This is a genomic window from Bacteroides sp. 519 (genome assembly GCF_010500955.1).
Lineage (GTDB): Bacteria > Bacteroidota > Bacteroidia > Bacteroidales > Bacteroidaceae > Bacteroides.
On sequence record NZ_QVMJ01000026.1, the window covers coordinates 25,822 to 46,016 of the forward strand.

The following is a 20,195-nucleotide window of genomic DNA, read 5'->3' on the forward strand; positions in this document are numbered from 1 at the left end:
AAAATACGATTTTTGCATCATAAACATAAATAGTAACCTATTTTAAATTATTGGTATGAAAATACATCACTTACTTTTCGCAGGTTTATTTTTTCTATTAGGATGCAACAATGCTCCAACAGCCAATCATGCAAAAACTGTAGAGTTAAACAACCCCATTCTTCCAGGCTATTTTGCCGATCCTTCGCTGGTGCAATACGATGGAAAGTTTTATATGTATGTAACGGCCGATCCCTGGGGAACAGATTTTCTTTCCTGCTGGGTATCGGACGATTTTCAAAATTGGACATTCAACAAGCTAAACTGGCCTACCAAAGAAGCATGCACTTCGGCTAAGTCGGGAAACAGTATGGTTTGGGCACCCTCGGTTATTCAAAAAGGAGATATGTTTTACATGTATGTGTCGGTAGGCTCTGAGGTATGGTGCGGAAAAGCGTCTCATCCGTTAGGCCCTTGGGAAAATGCGTTAGGCGATGTTCCTATGATTGAATACGATCTTACTAAATACTATCATGTTATTGATGCCGAGGTTTTCAATGATGACAATGGCCGGAGTTATCTTTATTGGGGTTCGGGCTGGAACTGGATAAACGGTCACTGCTTTGCTGCTGAACTAAATGACGACATGAGTTCTTTTAAAACCGAAGCAGTTGAAGTAACCCCTACGCGTTATTTCGAAGCACCCCTTATGGTAAAACACAATAGCAAGTATTACCTTACCTATTCGGAAGGAAAAACCATGGACGAAACCTATGAAGTTCGTTATGCTGTTGGCGACAATCCGTTAGGGCCATTTACAGAAGCAGCCAATAGTCCGGTACTTACAATGAACGATAGTTTGAAAGTATACGGTCCGGGCCACCATACCATGTTTACGTATGAAGACAAGAATTACATTCTGTATCATCGTCATCGTTGGCCATTCGAAACAGGCACAGCGTATCGTCAAACCTGTATCAGTGAGTTCACTTTCAATGATACCCGGAACGAAATAAATACCATTATTCCTTATCATACCCAAACTTTCCCCAACATTGATAAACCCGGAAATCAATATTTACATCAGGTTTCTGTAACAGCAAGTTCACAAAGTGCAGAATATCATTCGGCAGCAAACGTTCTGGATAATAGCTATGCTACCCGCTGGGAAGCTGCCGAAGATGATAAAGCGCCATCGCTTACAGCATCCGTTAAAGAAGACAACCTGTTAAAGTTTGCAGAAATACTTTTTGAATATTCCTGGAAAACTTACTACTTTAAAGCAGAGTCTTCAAATAATGGCAAGGAATGGCACACTGTTGCCGATTTTACTGAAAGCGGAATATCAGGATCACCTGTGGTTTTCCCAATAACAGTAACAGGTAAGCAATTACGTATTACATTTGTTGATAATGAAAACGCTGCACAACCTTCCATTTGGGAGATAAGGTTTTATTAATCCTCTACACACCGTATCGGATAAGCTACTGCACGCCCTAAGTTCATTCCATTAGCATAATAGCCACTATTGAAAGATATTCCGCGAGCTATCGGAGCTTGCTCAGATGAATTTAGCAAATAATAGCCATGCTCATCTTTTCCATAGAGTGCATTACCAGAAACACGTTTGCCTGCAGCCGGATAAAACATAACATTGCTTGAAATCCCTATGGTAAACGTGTTTTGTATATAAGCAGTTCCCCATTTGTCTGTTGTTATTTGTTCTGACCATGACGAACCAACTGGCATTTTCCATCCTCCCTTCACTCTGTTTTTCAATGCAAGTGTACATGGATCACCGAATCCGTTAACCAAGTCTGTTGCAGGTATCCCAGCAGTAGTGGGGTACTGAATATTATCCCAAGTATCATTAATCATGCTAATGTCGTATTCTTCCGGAGCCCATGCAATCTGCGACGAGTTGAATTCTTCCGGACTTCCGGAGATAGCAATCAACGATCCCCATTTAAAGTAAACAATATAACCATCGCCATCCAGATTCAACTCTCCCTGATCATTTACTGCAAGTATATTTGCTGGAGCTTTTACACCTGTTGTAGGAGGCGTTGTGCTAAGTGCCTTTTGGGTAATAACTATCGGATGCTCCGTTTGCATTAAACTGTTATTGTCCTTAAAGGTGATAGTATATATTTTGTCCGCAGTTTCCGAAGCTGGCATTTTAGGAATTGTAACTACAACCTTTTGATTCCGTACACCATTTACCACATTAAAGTATTGCGAAAGTTCTTCTTGGTATAACACACCATTAATTGTAAGTATAGGCTTCCACCCGGCAAGGTTTGAACTCACAATAATTTCTTTTACCCCACCACCTTTTTGCACTTGTGCATTGTATCCGCCATCTGCAAGTTCTGCAAGGAGAATTGGCGATAATTGCAATACACTATAAATACGTGCCGAGGCTTCACTTTCGGATGATACGTGCCGAATGAAGAATTCACCAACACGCGCCTCTGGCAAAACATGTTCAGCTATCTCAATATAAATTACTTTTTTGGTTTCCGATATCTCGTTATAGTCGGGTATAAGTTGTGCTCCTTCGTCATACACATTGAGGAACATCGGATTATCGATATTGATTTTATAGGGATGTGTACTTTCTACCTCTATTTTTATAAATTGATGCATGCCATCAATTGCTATAGGAAAAACATGGTCGGGAAACGTTTGCAACCTGTATTTAATACTATTATCTTGCGAAATAGTTATTTTTACATGAAGCATATAGCCTTTAACTGTAAACGTACTCAAGCGAGCTACATCACCGTTATTTGCAGGTTTTGCTGTTATTGTAATTTCATAATCAGAATATTCGCCCAATGTAGCAGTTTTATTTACCTGTACAGTAAAATGACCATTTGTCCAACTATGTTCATTCAGTGGTTGCCAAAGTTTATCACCCGCTGCCGATGCAAAATCTGTAAATTCCTCAAACGTAAGTGTTGGTACATTGGTTCTAAGTGTAATAACCTGTTGATCCGGTTTGGCAAATTGCGAAAAATGAGCTGTTAGTTTCGAGAACTTGATTTCATGTGTTCCATTCCATACTCCTTCTAAATAACCACCTTCGTTCCACTCAATAACTTCGGCATCTAAATCGGTTGGCCCTGCCAGATAAGCATCCTCTATTGTTGAAAAACCTTCACCACCAATTTTACGGATCATGAACTTATATCTATGATTACGCAATAGGTTCAGATAATGCTTTTCCGAGTCGAGGAAATCCGCACGATAATAGGTTATCCGGTTACTTCTGTTGTATCGTCCACCAATAATTATACAGGGGCGGTTTCCACTATGCGTACCCGAGTCGGCTTCAAGCGTATATATTGTACCATTAAGCGCTGTACCTTGTGTGGTAAAATCATTTAAATCACTCCATTCAAGCCTGTTGCTTTCTTGCCAACCATAAACACTACCGGGGTCTGTAGGTAAACTTGTTTTAAGTGCCACACCTCCATTTTCGTTCGTCCAACTACCATCTTCGGCCGTAACACCCGGAACCAAGCGTCCTACTGTGTTATAGTTATGCAAACTTACATGAGTTAATTCGAACTTCGACATAGGGATTCCCGGATAAATATCCGGAGCATCAGGATCGGCTGTTCGCTGCACTTCTACATCAATCTTCACCAACATACGGTACAAATTTACTGTTCGGATGATATTGGTTGAAGAGGTCAGTACTTGAATATCGTCAAGCATTCCCCACATTGGCATACGATAAGCATTATTTGCATCGGTAGGGTCAACATTCCATTTATCCGTTACCGTTTTTTTTATGTCCATCTGCAAACGTGCTTTAGTAAATCCCAAGCTTGTAAAATCATCAGAAAAAACATCTACAGCATGCTTTTCCTGAAGGTCGTATATTAAATCTTCTGCATTGGCCAACACCCATAAATCCCATTGACCCGAGTAAAGTTCAACAGTAAATTGTTTGGTTAATCCCGTTCCATGAGCAGCGCCTACTGATTTTCCAATGTATTTCAATGGTGTATCCCAGTTAGTACCCGATCCTTTTTCAAAAGCAAATACGATGATACCTTCAACCTCATCCTCATGTTGAGGTTGAAGAGCACGCGACATAGGTGTAGCATTACCCGGAACGCGCACCTCCAGTTTAACCAGTGCACTACCATTATCCGGCTGTTTAACAGGTTCCAGCTGATCTCCATATGAACACGAAGCCAACCCTCCCACTACTATGAGTAAGATCAGTATATTCCGTATTATTGTTTTGACAGTCATTTTTGTTCTATTTATCATCTACCACTCTGGTTCAAGCGGCTTTTCTTCCCAACCGGGCATAACTATTTCAATCGAACCATTCATCAGATAATGTATCTCGATGTTGAATTCGTTTATATCATCTATTTTTAAAATATTATCGTCGACGTACTGTTTTAAATTTACAGTTGTCACTGTTTTATTATTGCTTTTGCTAATAACTTCTATCAGCATATCGTCAGTAAATGGGGTTATCATAGTGTTGAATGTTGCCATCATTCGCTGACCATCTGTGGTTATGGCAGGCGTTGATTGTGATTCGTAACTTCTTCGTAACGGATCGATATGCAGCAAAAAATCCGAGCAAACCGGTAGGTTATTGATACGGATTTCAGGTGTCATCGCCTCGTGTACTATTTCATAATCTTTCAAATATATGCCTATTGTGCGGTGGGCGCGGATAAAATATATATCCTGGGGTGTGACCCGATTGGGTGGAACAACGATTGTTCTTTGTATGGCATAATAGAGGCTACTACTTGTTTGGTTTGATATGGTTTCCAAATAACACTTTTCAAGAGGTAATTTGTTATCCAGTCCTTCGATTCGGGTTTCTACTCCGACGTTTGCCCAACACACAACATTATATTCGCCTGGGTCTACAGTGAAACTGATTTCCGGAAAATGACTCCCGCCATTTTTAGTAACTCTTGTATGAGCTACCATCTGGTGATCAATATCATATACAAATGCGTCTATACTACCCACCTTTTTAGTAAGTTCATCACTGCCATACAGGGCTGGATTCAAAATCAGTTTTCCATAAACCGGGCAATCCGATGAATCTTCTCCAATACATCCAGCCAGCAGTAAAGCAATAACCCCAATCGCTATTGTATAATATCGTTTCATGCTGTTTGTTCTTTGTATTAACCACAAACTGTCAATCTGTTAATCTGTGGTTAATACCTATTTGTCTATCTTTTTACCATTCAGGATAAATAGTTTTACTTTGCCAGTTGATAATATCAATGTCTACATATCCCATTACGCTGCTGCTTGATTCGGGCAGGTCTGAAATTTGATTTTCGTAATCCGAAATATCAATGTTTAAGGTGTACACATACCCGGCCTCGGCAGTAGCTACTGCTGTACCCCCAGTAGCTGCAGTACTATATTTTGCTACAGTGGCATACATATTTGTAACTTCTGCTTTATCCGTTACCTTCAAACTTGCAAAGTGTAATACAATGTGAGGCATGGTAGATGGGAAAAAGTTATAAGCCCAAAAGTTACCCGTCCCTGTAGGTTTAGCTGCTCCTGGTTTAATATCAACAACAGGAGAAAGCTCATCCTTCATTGTAAGATAGCTAGCATATCCAGTAGCAGCCGAATATTTTGCTTTATCAATACTGTAATCTACCAAATTAGTATCATCAAAAGAATTGGCAGCATTCATACTATGATAGAAACTGTTGATGTAGATACCTGCCAATTCCAGTTTTTCTACATTAGCGTCGGTACAGCTAATTTCACCAATCTGTAAACGAGAACCAATAGGCCCTACATTAAACTTAGATTCAAGCCTTTCGGGGTTGGTTGTTCCAGGTGCTACATCACCTTTTCCATATACAGGAACTTTGGCTACATTATTTTCAGTATTCTGAATATCAGTCAGTTCCCACATCAATGCCTCAACATTGGATAAACTACCATTTTCAACAGCTACCGAAGCAATATCCAAAGCTCCAGTGTTTCCATAAAGATATACATTTTTTGTATTGGCAGGGATTTTTCCAATCACAGTACCTGTTTCGAGATCCGAAACTGTAATTTCATCAGCTGCCGAAGCAGTTTCTACAATTTTGATTACCCGACCAATCTTATCGTTCGATGTAAAAATAAGATAACCGTCTGTGAACGATACCTGTGTTGCGTCCATATTGGCTCCTTCGGCACGATTCTTTATGCCAGGCTTTCCTATTTGAATGAAGAAAGATTGGGTTTCGTCCACACCCTGTGATGTTTCTTCATCATTGCTGCACGATGAGAGTGCCAGCATTGCCACTATTGCTGTAGCAAAAATTGTTTTGATTTTCATTGTTTGAAAGTTTTAATTGAACGTTTCTTCTTATGTAGTATAAAATTAGCACTGTTTATTTATGCTAATTTATCAGAGTTATTTAGGGATCATTTCATACTGCAAAGTTATTTCATTGCCACAGATTGATCAAGCACATAAATGCCCCATAAAAAGCAGCAATATGGAACAAAAAGTGATCGTTAAAGGATGTGTGTTTTTAATTCTGTCAGAAAGTGAACAAAATAACTTTTTTTATAAAGAAATTTTATAAAACCCGACTCTTTTTTATTACATTTATATAACCTAATAAAACCCACACTATGAAAGAAGAATCATTGACTACAGAATTTCTGCGTAAATTAAAGAAATTGCGCAAATCGAAATCTGCTCTCGTTCACGAAATCTCCAATATACTTGATATGGACGAAATATCTGTTTACCGCAGACTTAGAGGAGCAGTTAGATTTACTGTCGACGAAATGGGCTTACTGGCACAACGCCTCAATATTTCTTTAGATAACTTATTATCGGAACAGCCCGAAGGAGATTACCAGGCATGGAAAATGGATTTGTTATTGATTGCCAACGAAAACGGTTTGGATATTGATGCCATGGAACGAAACATTCCGATGATAGAAGATATTCCGGAAAAGGCCGAAATTGAAATCGGAGGATCTTTGGGATGCCTAACAAGACATTTCTACATGCACTACAAACAGTTATGGCGATTTATGCATTTTAAATGGGGACACTATTACAGCAAAAACAGTTACTATGACATGTTTAATTCGGTTCAGATACATCCACGGTTATCCAACCTGCTCGAAACACACTTATCAAGGTACGAAAGAATAAAACATTGCTTCTTTATATGGGATAGCCTGATTATTCAAAAGTTTGTAAATGATGTACAGTATTTTAAAAGCATGTCGTTATTAACCAACGAAGATGCATTACTTATTAAAGAGGATATAACCAAACTACTGAACGATTGTGAATATATTGCTGCAAAAGGAAAGTTTGAGAAGTGCGATAGATTTGATCTTTATATCTCTCCCATAAATATAGACACCTCGCATGTGTACACACATTATGGGAGGCACTGGCATTACTCTGTTGAAGTTTATGGTATAAGGCCCATGATCACATCTAAACCATATATCTGTGAAGAGTTTTGCCGAAGCATAAATAAGTTAAAGAATGCTTCAATTCTGATATCACAAAGTGCGGAAAGAGAGCGAAGAATGTTTTTTAATGAGCAACGTGAGTTGATAGATTTATTATAACAATTTGATTAACCAGAAATAAAGCTAGTGCCAAGCCCGTGGCACAGCTGTGCCAACGGGCTTGGTACTGCATCGTTACTTATTTTCTACCTTCAGAGCAAATCCGCCACCCGGAGCCAGATGTACAGTGAACGTTCTCTTCCCTTTCAGATTTACTGTTTCTTTCTTATAATCACTACCTTTACGATGTGCATTTTGTCCATCCCTGAATAAAACAGCATTATCATTGTGGTCTTTCAGAAAAGATAGATCAATCGTCAAATCACGTGCGTCCCAGTTTGTCATACCACCAATATACCATGTATCACCACAACGCCGTGCCATCAGTACATATTCACCCATTTTACCATCCAACACAATGGTTTCATCCCATACCGTTGGTATGTTGGCTATAAAAGCTAACGATTCCGGTTCGCGCATATAATTAGTTGGAGCATCGCAAAGCATATTGAAAGGAGATTCAAATACCACATACATAGCCAATTGGCGGCAACGCGTACCCTGACTCATTGGTTCCGAGTTTACTGGGTAATAATTGCCCTTTGAAGCATTACGCATAGCACCTTGTGTATAATCTATCGGACCAGCCACCTGACGTATAAACGGAATCATTACATCATAAGTAACCTGATCAACTGTAGCTGCCGACCACTTCATCTGCTCCAAACCGTGTACTCCTTCAAAGTTCAACACATTAGGATAAGTACGGTTTAAGCCAGCCGGTTTATACATTCCATGCAAGTCTATAAAAAGTTTATAACGGGCACAGGTTTCGGCTGCACGATGATTAAACTCAACCATTTCCTGATCGTCGCGATCCATAAAGTCTACTTTAAAACCTTTTATGCCCATAGCGGCATAATGCTTGCAAACATTTTCCATATCACGGTTAAAAGCATGATATCCGGCCCAGAGCACAATTCCTACATCTTTCTTTTTGCCATAAGCAACCAATTCTTTCAAATTAATTTCCGGCACAACCTGCATCAAATCGGCTTGTAGATTTACTGCCCAACCTTCATCCAGAATTACATACTCAATTCCATGCTTGGAAGCAAAATCAATATAGAATTTATATGTATCATTATTAATTCCTGAAGCAAAGTCTACACCATCAATGTTCCAGGCGTTCCACCAGTCCCACGCTACTTTACCTGGTTTAATCCATGAAGTATCTGCAATACGCGATGGTGAAGCCAGTTTATATGTCATATCACTATCGGCTAATTCCTTATCACTGGTAGATATAATGGCAGCCCGCCAAGGGAATGTACGTGGTTCTTCAACCTTAGCTATGTAATCTTCACGTTCGGTTACCTGAAACTGAAGCATATTGTGTCCTCCTTGTTCGGCGGCTTTGGGGTAAGCAGCAAAAACACCACTTAGTGTATGTTTTCCTTTGGCATTTGTTAAATACAGTCCGGGGTAACTTTCCAAATCAGATTCTGTTACCAGTAGTTTCTTTCCGTTACCTACATCGGCTACCAAAGGCAAAAACATCAGCCTTTCTTTGTTTAGTTGAGATATCTGAGCTGTTGTATATGTATTCTCGAAAGAATTGAAAAACTGCGATTCGTAATCACCATCGGCTCCTACTTGTACATAAGGTACAGAAGCTTCGACATCCTTTCCAAAGTTATAAACTACTTCTTCGCCGGCAATTGTAAATGGTCTTTTCCGCTGACTTACAAAACGGTAAGCAACACCATCATCATATACACGGAACTCAACACCCCAACGGCCACGGAAGTTAAGAGTTAGTTCATTGTATTCGTCCTTTATTTCACTTTTACGGTAAAATGGAGAAGGAATAGTTGCTGATACACGCTGCTTTTTACTACCGGATAATTTAGGATTCTCGCCCCACACTTCACCATCGCTCAATGTTAGGGTAATTGGAGAGGCATCAAGTACCAACTGCCCATCGTGAGTAATTGTATAGGTTAGCTTTTCATATAAACTAACGGTTGTGTTTATTCGTCCGTTAGGAGAAGTTACAGTGAATTGCTTTTGAGCAAAAGCTATTATTGAACAAAAGCAAGTTAGTAATAAGATGATTTTTCTCTTTTTCATTGATATTTTGTTTTAGACTGTTATTCTCCACTCAGTTCCTTCCTTATAATTTGTCCCCATTCCTTCAATTCCTTACTTTCCCAGGGGCCTTTCGAAGAAGCGGTAGCATACATCATTGAACAAGTTTCTTCTTTATCTGCTATAGACCAAGCTGCCCAACTAATGGAATGCTTATTCATCCATTTCAGCCATTCGTCCCACTCCTGATGATTAATAGGCCCATCGCCACTGGCCTCCATGCCTGCACACTCCGAAACAAACAAAGGTAATCCTTTGCCCAATGCATAATCACCTCTGTCTCTCAAGTACTGATGGTGTGTTGCAGCATAGAAATGCAGTGTGTACATAAGGTTATTGTATTCTGTGATTGGGTCATCGGCAGCCAGATGAATATCCTGATCCCAGTGGGGTGTACCAATAAGAATTACATTATTAGAATCTATTGCACGGATTGTTTTGATTATTTCTATGGAATAAGCCTTTACATCTGCCCATGAATCTTCTACCGGTTCATTAAACAACTCATAGATTACATTGGGAACACCTTTATATTTGGTTGCCATTTTTGCAAAAAACTCTTTGGCTTCTTCCGTGCGAATACCGTGGCTATGCCAGTCAATAATTACATAAATACCATTAGCTATAGCAGCATCTACCACTTTGGTAACACAATCAATACCTAGGGTAGGATTGTCAACATAAGCACCATTGGGTTCTACTCCCATAGCAGCCCGTACCACATTACATTTCCAGTTGTTAGTAAACACTTCCACTGTAGAGGCATTATAAAAACGAGGCCACCAGTTATGCCAACCATAGCTAACACCTTTCAGTACTATTTTATCACCTTTCTCATTAACCAAATAGTTTCCTTTTACTGATAGATGACCGTTTTGTTCTACAAATGTTTTCGGCATACCATTACCTTCTTTTGAAGAGGAACTGCCACAACCAATAAGAATTATCACCACAACCAACAGAATAATGTTGAACCTGTAATTTTTCATAATAGTATCAATTTAAATCTTTATGCATACGAATATAAAGCAAAAAATTAACACACACATTAACTAGTAGTACAAAGTGTTAGAAAATGAAAAGAAAGTATTAGTTGTATGACACTATGTATGTTTTTTATTTCAATTGCCACATAAATCGAACATTTTTTTTAAGTTTGTAATTTGTAAATCGTAACTAATACCTATGAAGATTCTTCTCATACTCGCTGTTCTGTTCGGTGTAGTGGATTACACATTTGCACAAGAGCAATTTATGTTTAAAAAGTTGGAAACCAAAGACGGACTTTCGCACAGTCAGATAAATTCTATTTTTAAAGATAGCCGCGGATTTATGTGGTTTTCAACCGCAAGCGGACTTAACCGCTACGATGGTTATGAATTTAAAGTGTATCAGCACGACGAAAACGATCCTCATTCACTGAGCGACACTTTTGTTGACGACATTCAGGAAGATGCAAACGGCAATTTATGGATACATATACCCACTGCCTATCTGGTGTACGATGTTCACAAGGAAATATTTATTCGTGATATTACCCCTATATTAGCAGAATATGGTGTTACCGGAACAGTGGATCTGCTTTATATCGACAACGAAAAAAATATGTGGTTTGGTATGGCCGAGGGAGGCGTTTACCAGTATCAGCTTGAATCAAAAACGGTACACTATTACCCTCAGGGAGGAGAAGAAGAACTAAGCAAAGGAACCCTTACGTGGATTCTGGAAGATGGAAATAATGTACTTTTTCTTTTCAATAACGGGTTGCTCGAAGTATTACATCGTTCTACAGGTAAAGTTGTTACCCGTTACAATTATATTCCCGAAAACTCAACCACACTATCCGACAAATATACATTATTCAAAGATACCGATGGAGATTACTGGATATATGCCAGAAACAACTCTGGATTATGGCTTTATCGTTCAAACGAACAAAAATGGGAACACATAACCAATCAGCCCGGAAGCAAGCCATTTGCCTTATCAAGCAATGTTATTCAGGGAATAGAAGAAGATAACAACAAACGAATCTGGATAGCAACCGACCATGGAGGCATAAACATTATATGTAAATCAACGAATTCTATCCTTAATCTGCAACACGACATTAATGATGAACGCAGTCTTTTACAGAACAGTATTAACTGTCTTTATCATGATGACATGGATATTATGTGGGTAGGAACCTATAAAAGAGGTATCTCTTATTATAGTGAAAGTCTTTTTAAGTTTGAGGTAAATCATTTATCGCATTTACGCCGAAACAACTTTGAACCGGATATTACTGTTGTTGAGAACGACAATCATGATAACTTGTGGATTGGTACCAACGGTAACGGACTGATTTATATAAACCGCGCTACCGGAGAGATGAAACACTATGAACACAATCCTGCTGTGCCTTCATCTGTGGCAGGCGATATTATTGTAGCTTTATGTTGTGCACGCGACGGGAAATTATGGGTTGGTACTTATTTAGGGGGTATGAGTTGTTTCGATGGGAAAAGCTTTACCCATTACCGCCATATACCCGAAAATCCCAATTCGATTGCTTCTAATGATGTATGGGCTATCAAAGAGGATGAAGATGGAGCCATCTGGATAGGTACATTGGGCGGTGGTTTACAACGACTTGACCCAAGAACTGGTAAATTCACTACTTTCCAAGGTTCAAATACACTATCTTCCGATTATATATCTTCTCTATATATAGGAGACAATACCATATATGTAGGTACAGCCGTGGGTATAAACCTGTTTAATAAAACCAACGAAACAATCGAAAAACTAGAAGGAAACAAAGCTGGTACCCAAAAGTTTTCAAATCTCAATACACAACAGGTATATTTGGATAGCCGTGGGTTACTGTGGGTAAGCACCCGCGATGGCTTAAATATTCTGGACCGGAAAAGTGATCATATTACCATTCTGAGAAAAACAGACGGACTAGCAGACAACTTTATTTGCGGCATTATTGAAGATAATGATAAAAACATGTGGGTTACCACTGCCAACGGTGTTTCTAATATAGTTATCAATGCAAATCCAAGAACAGGAGAATATACATACACCTGTTATAATTACGACGAGCTGGATGGTTTGCAGGGACAAGAGTTTAACTTGCGCTCTATTACAAAAACCAAAAACGGCGACATAGTAATGGGAGGTATCAATGGGTTTAATGTGTTTAATCCGCATACCATCAAATACAATGAAAGCCAACCACAGGTGTTATTTACCGACTTCCGGTTATTTAACCAGGAAATAAAAGTTGATGCCGAATACAACGGAAATAAAATTCTGGCCTCCTCTATTGCACAAACTAACAAAATTGAACTGGAATACAAACAGAATGTATTCTCAGTAGGTTTTTCGGGAATGAACTATATATTGCCCGAGAAAGCCAAATACCTTTGTATGCTCGAAGGTTTTAGTACCGACTGGCTTCCGGTAGATGGAAATGTACACCGTGTTACCTATACCAATCTGGCTCCCGGTACTTACACACTTAAAGTGAAAGCAGCCAACAGTGACGGTTACTGGAATGAGAAAGCCAGCGAACTTACCATTGTTATTCATCCTCCTTTCTGGCTTTCTACATGGGCTTATCTCATTTATTTTCTGATTGTTTTGGCCATACTTTGGTTTGCCCGTTTTATGTTGTTACGCAATGAACGTAACAAATTCAAATTAAAACAGGTTGAACTGGAAGCTGAACGTCAGCACGAACTGGATGATATGAAACTACGGTTCTTCACCAACATAAGCCATGAACTACGTACCCCGCTGTCGCTTATCATATCTCCCCTGGATAATATGATAAAACATGCTACCAACAACGATAATAAAGAGAAATTGCTGTTAATGAGACGTAACGCCATACGTTTACTCAATATGGTGAACCAGTTGCTCGATTTCAGAAAGAACGATGTAAAAGGCCACAAGCTAAATCTTTCTACTGGCGATGTAATTCCATTATTAAGAGGTATATGTCAATCATTTGCCGAACTTTCCGACAAGAAGAAAATCCGGTTTACATTTATTTCATCTGTGGAGTCTCTTATCATGGATTTCGATGAGGACAAGATAAGTAAAATCATGATGAACCTGCTTTCCAATGCATTTAAGTTTACACCCAACGATGGCAGTGTAGAAGTACGTGTAGCCATGCTTCCTGCTAACGGTGATACTCCCCGCCAGCTTCAGGTAAACGTAATTGATACCGGAGAAGGTATAAAAGACGAAGATAAAGAACATGTCTTTGAACGGTTCTATCAGGTAAACAGTACGTCTTCACATGCTTCGGGAAGTGGTATTGGATTGCATTTGGCAAAAGAATTTGTTAAGCTGCACGAAGGCAACATCTTTATACAGGACAACAATGAAACAGGTAGTATTTTTACATTCAACATTCCGGCAACATTGCGAAATATAACATCTGCCGAAACCGATAGTCCAATGGAAATGACTGTTCTGCAAGCTCCCGAAGAAATTCTTTCGGAAGAGAACGAAGATAATTCGCTGGCTTCCGATATTCCGCTTATCTTGATTGTAGACGACAATGATGATTTCCGCAGTTTTATGCGGTCAAGTCTTATTGGCGAATACAACATTCGCGAAGCTTCAAACGGACAAGAAGCTTGGGAAATGCTTCCTGAACTACAACCCGATATTATTATCAGTGATGTTATGATGCCCAGTATTGATGGTATTGAGCTGGCCCGCAAGGTAAAAAATGATTTGCGAACTTCGCATATTCCATTAATACTATTAACAGCCCGAACCGCCGAAGAGCATAAAGTAGAAGGCTTGGAAACCGGTGCCGATGATTACCTGACCAAACCCTTCAACTTTGATATTCTTTCTTTGCGCATCAAGAAGTTATTAGAATTGCGCAACCTGAAACAAGAAAAGTTTAACAAACAAATAGAGCCTGTACCCAGTGAGATAACCATCACTTCGCTCGACGAAAAACTTATTGGTAAAGCCATAAAATATGTAGAGGAGAACCTGTCGCGCAGTGAACTTTCAGTAGAAGAGTTAAGCCGTGAACTTGGAATGAGCAGAGTGCATCTTTATAAGAAGCTAACAGCTATTACTGGAAAAACCCCAATTGAGTTTATTCGCACTATCCGTTTGAAACGGGCTGCTCAGTTCTTACAAAAAAGTCAGATGAATATATCGGAAATTGCTTATGAAGTAGGTTTTAATAATCCGAAGTATTTTAGTAAGTATTTCAGGGAAGAGTTTGGGGTATTGCCTTCGGAATATAATAAAAAAGAAGGAAGATAGTTTGTATATGCAGCATTCGCACTTCGGAATGCTGCATTTTAATTGAACGAACGGAGTATTATAATTCGTTTATCTGTTTTTCCGTCAATCCGGTTACACTTATAATTGTTTCCATAGGAATGTTGGCTAGTTTCATATTGCGAACAATTGTCTTTTGGGCTTCTTCTATACCTTTTTTCATTCCTTCCTTTATTCCTTCCTCTCTGCCTTCCTCTCTACCTTCTTCCCTTCCTTCCTCTCTTCCTTCAATCCTTCCAGTCTCAATAACACTTGCCTGATAACGCAAAGCTTCCATGTGCGAGTTATACCGAAGCCTATCCTTATCACTAAGATGGCTAACATCAAGTATTTCTTTGGCTTCTTTCAGACCCTTGGCTTGCGGACGGGCCGGTATTTTTCCCGTTTTAAGAAACGCAATCCATTCATCGAGTGGAGTGAGGGCATGTTTATCGAATTCGTTTACACGAAGAACATAGTATTCGGGAAACAATTGTTCTACCTTTTGATAAGTAAACTGTTTTCGCTGACTGGCAGACAGTCCTAATGTATCTTTGGTATGGATACCTTGAAACTCGGTGCGACCGTGATATACATAGTCTTTACCTTGTCCTAAATCAAAATAGACGATGTTTATTGAATATACCTTACGTACTTTCGAGTAGAATTCTCCTTTACTTATGTATTCCGAAATGGCTTTCGATACTCCATAAAGCATACGATGAAAGTAATCGAGCTCACGGTTATTTTGTACTTCAATGATAACAAGCTCGCCTTTACTATTCTCGGCAAACATATCTACACGGTTAAACTTATCTGCTTCGTGCTCTTGGTTGCCTTCGCTCTCAAGCATGCGAACAATCTTAATGTCTTCGTTCAATAAAGTAGATAAAAAACCTTCTAACACTACGAAGTTGGACTTTTGACGCAATAGGCGTTTCATTGCCCAGTCAAAACTGATAAGATTTGCCATAATTATATGTTAAGAAAATGAATGAGATTACTTGTTATTACAAACTTAAATAAAAAATTTCGATTATACCAATTATATAAAAAATATATTCGCCACAGTACACACAGGACACAGAGTTATTTTTTCCTCTGTGTCCTGTTGTGAATTGTTATTCATGATAAGCCCGATCTTTGGGGAACTCCATACCTTCCCATGCTTTCTTTGATGTCCATGGCTGAGGTTCGTCTGTCCAGAAAGGATGGTTAGCAGGTAACCCTAATGGCAGAAAAGACAAGGAAGTTAAGTACATACTTCCGTTGTTACTGTATCCGTCGGATACTCCCGGCTGTGAAGTAGTAAATCCAATTGTAAGGAATCCTTTTTCGTTGAAATTACCCGAATTGGCGAACATACGTTTTAATACAGCAGTCAAACCAGCTCGTACTTGTCCGTTAGTCAACTCTTGTGGTAATTGGTTCTGCCAGGCAAGCATAGCAAGTGGTTGAAATGCAGCCGAACGGTATGTAATTGAACGTCCAAATACGGGGAAAGTACCTTCGGGTGAGATAAAACGCTCAAGTATAACACTATACCGTTGCATTCTTTTCAAAGCCTTGTCATAGTCTTTTTTTGTAACCACCCATCTTTGTAATTGCTGTGTAATTTCGTTCAAGCATTCTACATACATGGGTTGAATTACATAACTATTATAATAATCGAATGAGAACTCAGTACCATCGGCATACCAGCTATCGCCCACATACCATTCGTTTATTTTACGGAATGCAGAAGCTATCCGGTACATATCCGGTTCGGCTTTGGCCTTGAAAAGAAATGTTTCAACTGTTGCCGAAAATAACAGCCAGTTATTATAAGGCGGATTTATCCTGCGCAGTAATTTGAATTCGTTTATGTAACGTTCTTTGGTTACATCATCAAGTGGTACCCAAAGCTGATCGTAAGCACGGAGAAAACTACTGGCTATAAATGCAGCATCAACCAGTGGTTGACCTTCTTTTCTCCATAGCAAATAATCAGGACTGTCGGGGTTTACTGCATGGGCGTAGCTTTTAAGAGCCCATTCGCGAAGTTGTTTGCGTTGTGCCCCTTCGGCTGTATCATCATCGGGTAAAGAAAGCCAAGGTGCCAAACCCATCATCAAGCGACCGAAGGCTTCCATATAAGTCACCTTTTTATCGCGTCCATCCCAACGGGGGCTTACTTCAACCTGCATCTCCTGCTGAAGCTTGCCTTCACTCATATTACTGAGAACAGGTGTAGCTATGCGATACATTAAATCACACCAGTATTCGCGGTCGGTTTGTACTTTAGCTTTTTTCTTCTGGGCTTCAATAGTTTGAGCCGGCAATAACAACATTGCAACTAGTAAAAGAGATAGTAATTTTACTTTTTTCATAATGACTGATTTTATAGTTATAAGAAATCGCTGCTAAAGTACAAAAAATGAAATTACAAAGTTGCATTATGAGTACAGGTTAATGCGCATTTTGTACAAATCACTTGTACGATATACTACTGAACCCAAAATGCAGTTCATTTGTACCTCAAATGCAGTTCATTTACACCTCAAATGCAGTTCATTTAGCATGCAAATGCAGTTCATTTAGCATGCAAATGCAGTTCATTTAGGGTGCAAATGCAGTTCATTTGTGACACTATTCTTTCAGGTATTCAAATCAGATAGAAAAGGAGGTAAAGTGAGGTAGAGGAGGTAAAGTAGTTGAGTAGTGCGATGCCGCATGGAATTCCATACGGCATCGCCTACTTTACCTCCTCTACCTCACTTTACCTCCTTTACCTCACTTTTAGTTCACTTCAACCTCTAACTGAACCAAACAAATAAATATTAAAGAGCTTTTTTTAGGAATCTTAGCCAGTTGCCATTGGCTATCTTTTCAATATCTTCGTTTGTGTATCCTCTCTTTTCTAGTATTAAAGGCACTTTTTGAAGATCGGCAATGGTATGAAGATCGTAAGGACATTGTTCACGGCCGAAAGCCCCATCCAGGTCGCTACCAATTGCTACATGGTTGGCATTACCTGTAAGCTGACATATATGATCAATGTTATCGGCCATAATTTCGAGTGTACAATTCATGCTTTCGGGGGTTGAAACACCTCTAACCCAGTTAGGTACCATCATCCAGGCATCTAATGCAACACCAATAACAGCATCGCGTTCGGCAAGTGCTTTAATCATTTCATCACTGAATTGGCGGTTATGGTCTACTATTGCCCGGCAATTATTGTGGCTTGCCCATATATTTCCTTTATATATATGTAATGCATGCCAAAATGCATCATCGCATAAATGTGTAACATCAAGTATCATTCCCAAATCATCCATTCTGCGGAGCAATTCCTGTCCCATAGAATTTAATCTGCCCGATGAATCAGTTCCGTTGGCATATCTTCCTGGTCCGTAATGTGCTGGTCCAACGGCTCTTAGACCATAATTGTAGGCTCTTTCTACAAATTCCGGACGAACAAACGAGTCGGCTCCTTCAATACTCAATATATATCCAATCGGTTTATTATCATTGGGTTCGTTGTTCATCCAAAGTTTAAGATGTGCATCCAGTTCGGCACTATTGGTAATCATTACCATCTGGCCTTCTTCTTCCATTGCTTTGTACCAGGCAAGTTGCCCCTGTGTTTGTGCCCACGCCTGTTCGGGCGAGTGCCATCCGGGAAGTGGGTTATCCGGTGCTACATAGCGTCCGATTTGTGTTGCAACTATCAACCCAAGGTTCCCTTTACGCAATTCGGAAAAAGAAATGGTTGCTTTTGCTCTATCCGGTTTGTCGGTCATTCCGGTTTCCCGACGATTAATTTCTTCAATTGATTCGCGCAAATCCCTGTTCCATTCAAGGGCATTCATGCTTAAATCGAGGTGTGCGTCAATAATTAATGGTCTTTTCATGATGTTAAGTTTGTAATTTTTACTACTAGCCCTTTGGGGCTAAATTTGATTATTTGGGGGTATTAACTGGCCTGTTTAGCGTTTTCGGGCTATAACATCCCAGTTGGTAGTATACTTTTTATCTTCAATTACATGTACATTGTTATATAATGCAATTGTTGGACAAATATGCAGGGGAATTGCATACAGAATTGTACCAATAGGATATGTACTGTTGTTAGTAACTTTAAGCACCAGATGTTCTTCGCTATGCGATGCCTGAATGGCATCGGGTGCATTTAAAAAGTGCAGTCGGGGTAGGGGACTTTCGGCTGCAACGGCTTTGTACCCTAAATCTATGCATATATGATGTTGGTCTATAACAGAGATAACTCTGGATATAACAACAGCAGCATATTGAAAAGGTAATTCTTCAATCATTAGCTTGTATCCCCAATCCCAGAAAACAAATGTGCCGGGACTGCATTCGCATTCGGAACGTTTAGCATGAATAGAAAATGCTGGTGTGCCTCCTATTATTAGCGTTAACTGGTTAGGAATAATTTTTTGCAATGATTGTAATACACTGTGCGACTGCTGATAAGAGCTATCGGCTTGTTGTTTTCGTACATCAAAGTCTCTGTCGTTAATGTGTCCATCGTAAGCATGTACTCCTCTGATTGTTAGTCCGGGTAGTTTTACCGTTTTTTCGGCCAAACAGGTAACCCCGGTTAGAGATACGCCGGTTCTGTTCATTCCCACATTTACATCCAGGTAAACATCCAGAATAACATCTTCGGTTAAACAAGCCGAAGATATTTCGATTCCACTTTGTTCATTGTCTATTAAACAAGAAAAACGAGTTTCCGGATATTTTTTTACCAGATTGATGAGCCTTGCTATTTTAGGACCAACTGGTTGATAAGCCAATAACACATCGGGTGCCTTAATCGTGGCTAGCATTTCTGCCTCGGCAATTGTTGCGCATTTAAATTTAGTAATGCCTGAGTTTATCATCATCAGGCATACCTCACTTATCTTATTGGTTTTAACATGGGGACGCAAGCGGTTTGCATTACCCACCGTTTGAATGGCAAGATCAATGTTGTGTTGAATCCTGTCGGGATAAACTGCAAGAGCAGGAGAATCAATCTGATCAATATTTGTTATTTCGTACCACATAGTTTTAATGTGCCAATTGCTAATGTGCCAGTGTGCCAATTGCTAATGTGTCAATATAGAACACAGAGGTACTGTGTTGAATTCCAAATTAAATTAAATATTTTTTCTATCTTTGTCTCCGCCAAAGGAAGGCTTCATGCGATACTTTGTACTGAG

Annotated in this window: 12 protein-coding genes; 3 read left to right on the forward strand and 9 right to left on the reverse strand. The window is 39.4% G+C overall.

All coding sequences use genetic code 11. The features are described 5' to 3' along the window. Positions 1-55: 55 nt before the first annotated feature. Positions 56-1,438 carry a family 43 glycosylhydrolase gene (locus D0T85_RS17955; protein ID WP_163214908.1) on the forward strand — a complete coding sequence of 461 codons (1,383 nt, stop codon included), beginning with the start codon at positions 56-58 and terminating at the stop codon, positions 1,436-1,438. On the opposite strand, the gene D0T85_RS17960 is transcribed toward D0T85_RS17955, so the two are convergent. The 3 genes from D0T85_RS17960 to D0T85_RS17970 all read right to left on the reverse strand — a co-directional run bounded on the left by D0T85_RS17960 (position 1,435) and on the right by D0T85_RS17970 (position 6,331). Further along, positions 1,435-4,251, reverse strand: a complete 2,817-nt coding sequence (locus tag D0T85_RS17960; protein ID WP_163214909.1) for a hypothetical protein — start codon at positions 4,249-4,251, stop codon at positions 1,435-1,437. The genes D0T85_RS17955 and D0T85_RS17960 overlap by 4 nt on opposite strands. An 18-nt stretch (positions 4,252-4,269) precedes the next feature. Next, a complete protein-coding gene (locus D0T85_RS17965) occupies positions 4,270-5,142 on the reverse strand; it encodes a FimB/Mfa2 family fimbrial subunit (RefSeq protein WP_163214910.1) in 873 nt (290 codons plus the stop codon). Between the two features lie 73 nt (positions 5,143-5,215). Then, positions 5,216-6,331: a hypothetical protein gene (locus D0T85_RS17970; protein ID WP_163214911.1), complete on the reverse strand. Its 1,116-nt coding sequence runs from the start codon at positions 6,329-6,331 to the stop codon at positions 5,216-5,218. Positions 6,332-6,633: 302 nt separating this feature from the next. On the opposite strand from D0T85_RS17970, the gene D0T85_RS17975 reads away from it, so the two are divergent. Next, a complete protein-coding gene (locus D0T85_RS17975) occupies positions 6,634-7,599 on the forward strand; it encodes a helix-turn-helix domain-containing protein (RefSeq protein WP_163214912.1) in 966 nt (321 codons plus the stop codon). 75 nt (positions 7,600-7,674) lie between these two features. Here D0T85_RS17975 and D0T85_RS17980 read toward each other — a convergent pair whose 3' ends face one another. Together D0T85_RS17980 and D0T85_RS17985 are read right to left on the reverse strand one after the other, a co-directional pair. Continuing rightward, complete coding sequence (locus D0T85_RS17980) at positions 7,675-9,672, reverse strand: glycoside hydrolase family 97 protein (protein WP_163214913.1); 1,998 nt, start codon at positions 9,670-9,672, stop codon at positions 7,675-7,677. A 20-nt stretch (positions 9,673-9,692) separates the two neighbouring features. Next, on the reverse strand, positions 9,693-10,679 hold the full coding sequence (locus tag D0T85_RS17985) for a glycoside hydrolase family 5 protein (protein ID WP_163214914.1): 987 nt from the start codon (positions 10,677-10,679) through the stop codon (positions 9,693-9,695). A gap of 196 nt (positions 10,680-10,875) precedes the next feature. Between D0T85_RS17985 and D0T85_RS17990 the strand changes: the two genes are divergently transcribed. Continuing rightward, positions 10,876-14,985 carry a hybrid sensor histidine kinase/response regulator transcription factor gene (locus tag D0T85_RS17990; protein WP_163214915.1) on the forward strand — a complete coding sequence of 1,370 codons (4,110 nt, stop codon included), beginning with the start codon at positions 10,876-10,878 and terminating at the stop codon, positions 14,983-14,985. 58 nt (positions 14,986-15,043) lie between these two features. On the opposite strand, the gene D0T85_RS17995 is transcribed toward D0T85_RS17990, so the two are convergent. From D0T85_RS17995 to D0T85_RS18010, 4 genes are all read right to left on the reverse strand, one after another. After that, positions 15,044-15,955, reverse strand: coding sequence for an Rpn family recombination-promoting nuclease/putative transposase (locus tag D0T85_RS17995; protein WP_163214916.1), 912 nt, complete (start codon positions 15,953-15,955; stop codon positions 15,044-15,046). A gap of 148 nt (positions 15,956-16,103) precedes the next feature. Further along, positions 16,104-17,351, reverse strand: coding sequence for a DUF2264 domain-containing protein (locus tag D0T85_RS18000; protein ID WP_163214917.1), 1,248 nt, complete (start codon positions 17,349-17,351; stop codon positions 16,104-16,106). Between the two features lie 450 nt (positions 17,352-17,801). After that, positions 17,802-18,878, reverse strand: coding sequence for a dipeptidase (locus D0T85_RS18005; protein ID WP_163214918.1), 1,077 nt, complete (start codon positions 18,876-18,878; stop codon positions 17,802-17,804). A gap of 75 nt (positions 18,879-18,953) precedes the next feature. Further along, the gene (locus D0T85_RS18010) at positions 18,954-20,039 is read right to left on the reverse strand and encodes a D-TA family PLP-dependent enzyme (RefSeq protein WP_163214919.1); all 1,086 of its coding nucleotides are present in this window, start codon (positions 20,037-20,039) and stop codon (positions 18,954-18,956) included. Positions 20,040-20,195 lie beyond the last annotated feature (156 nt).